Raw genomic sequence first — 1,628 nt, 5'->3', positions numbered from 1 at the left:
CGGAACCTGTCAAACCTGATGAGACGTCAGGCCACTTGAGCGGTTTGTGTCTCGTTGTCGTTCTGGAGTGCTTCGGGTGGCGGGTTGATCCAGACCTTGTCCGGTAGTGGGGGCGGTGAGGGGCATCGTCCGCGGAAGCGTTCGGGGTGGGCGCGGAAGGCGGCGTGGAGGGTGGCGGCCCGGTCGGCCTGGATACGTGCAGCGGTGCCGTCGTGGACCGTCGCGGGGGTGTGCATCCCGATCCCGGAATGGCGATGTTCGTGATTGTAATAAGCGAAGAACCGGCTGCAGAACCCGTTGGCGTCCTCGATCGATCCGAATCGCTCAGGAAACGCCGGGCAGTACTTGAGTGTCTTGAACTGCGCCTCGGAGTAGGGGTTGTCGTTGCTCACGTGCGGCCGGGAATGGGACCGGTCGATGCCCAGCAACGCAAGGAGGCCGGTCACCGTGTTCGAGGTCATGGCCGTGCCGCGGTCGGCGTGGATCGAGCGCGGTGCCGCACCGTCGTTGGCGATGATGGCGTGCTGGATGAACTCCTTGGCCAGGACGCCGTTCTCGGTGGGCCAGATCTCCCAGTGCACGACCTTCCGGGAGAAGATATCGATGATGACGTACAGCAGATAATGCACGCCGCGAACTGGGCCTTTCAATTTCGTTATATCCCAGGACCACACCTGGTCGGGGCCGTCGGCCTGGAGCTCGGGTTTGACGGTCGCCGGGCGCACCGCCTGGGCGCGCCGCTCCCCGGTCTGGCCGCGTTCGCGCAGCAGCCGGTACATCGTGGCCTGCGAGCACAGATACACGCCCTCGTCCAGCAGGACCGCCCACACCTGGGCAGGGGACTTGTCGGCGAACCGGGGCGAGTCCAGCACCGCCAGCACCCGCTCGCGCTCGTCCGCCGACAGCTCGGCCGGGTGGTGGAAGGGACGGCGCGGCCCGAGCCGGGGCGGGCGGGGATTGCGGTGCCGGTGCAGAGTCGAGCGGGACTTGCCAAGGACGCGGCATGCCCGGGCAGTGCCCAGCAGTTTCTCCATTGCGGGCAGGTGCTCGTCGATGACCTGGTTCAGTTCTCGTCGGAGTCCGCGCTGCTTGAGATGTCCTGAAGCAGCGCGAACGCTTTTCCCGCGATGTCCAGCGCAGTGCGGGTCTTGTCGAGTTCTCCGGCGAGTTTCTCGTTACTGCTTTCGAGTTTGGCGGCCTCGGCCTTGAGTTTCTTGTTCTCGGCCTTCAGGCGGGCCAGTTCCTCGGCCTCGCGACTGGGCGCGGGCTTTCCTGCTGTGGCGGCGAGGGTTCCTTCGTCACGTTGTTTGCGCCAGTGCTCGATGTGGGAGTGGTAGAGCTTCTCGGTCCGCAGCAGCGCACCGCGTTCGGGGCTGCCCTCGGGCAGCGCGTCGAAGGCGGCCAGGATCCGGGCCTTGTACGCCTTGGTGAACGTCCGGCGCTTGGATCGGGCCGGCGGGCCCGGCTTCTGGTCGCCGTGTTCGTCGGTCACTCGACCATCCTGCCGTGTGGTCACGCGGGCCTGGTCGGCGAGGGTCATCGTCACTGCGCTGTTCGTCCTGTCTCGCCCTGCTCGATATCAGAAGGACTCATCCGTCCCTTGTGTCACAGCAGTCTGACAGAGAGGG

Annotated in this window: 2 protein-coding genes; both read right to left on the bottom strand. The window is 66.0% G+C overall.

What is annotated here, in order from left to right; genetic code table 11:
• Positions 1-26: 26 nt before the first annotated feature.
• Entirely contained in the window at positions 27-1,043 is a 1,017-nt protein-coding gene (locus E1281_RS39525) for an IS3 family transposase (RefSeq protein ID WP_279433695.1), read from the bottom strand.
• A 20-nt stretch (positions 1,044-1,063) separates the two neighbouring features.
• Positions 1,064-1,540, bottom strand: coding sequence for a hypothetical protein (locus E1281_RS39520; protein WP_131884790.1), 477 nt, complete (start codon positions 1,538-1,540; stop codon positions 1,064-1,066).
• Positions 1,541-1,628: the final 88 nt, after the last annotated feature.

The sequence above is a fragment of the Actinomadura sp. KC345 genome (assembly GCF_004348515.1).
In the GTDB taxonomy this organism is placed as follows: domain Bacteria; phylum Actinomycetota; class Actinomycetes; order Streptosporangiales; family Streptosporangiaceae; genus Spirillospora.
Note: the sequence above shows the minus strand (reverse complement) of the source record. Positions and strands in the feature narration are given on the sequence as shown.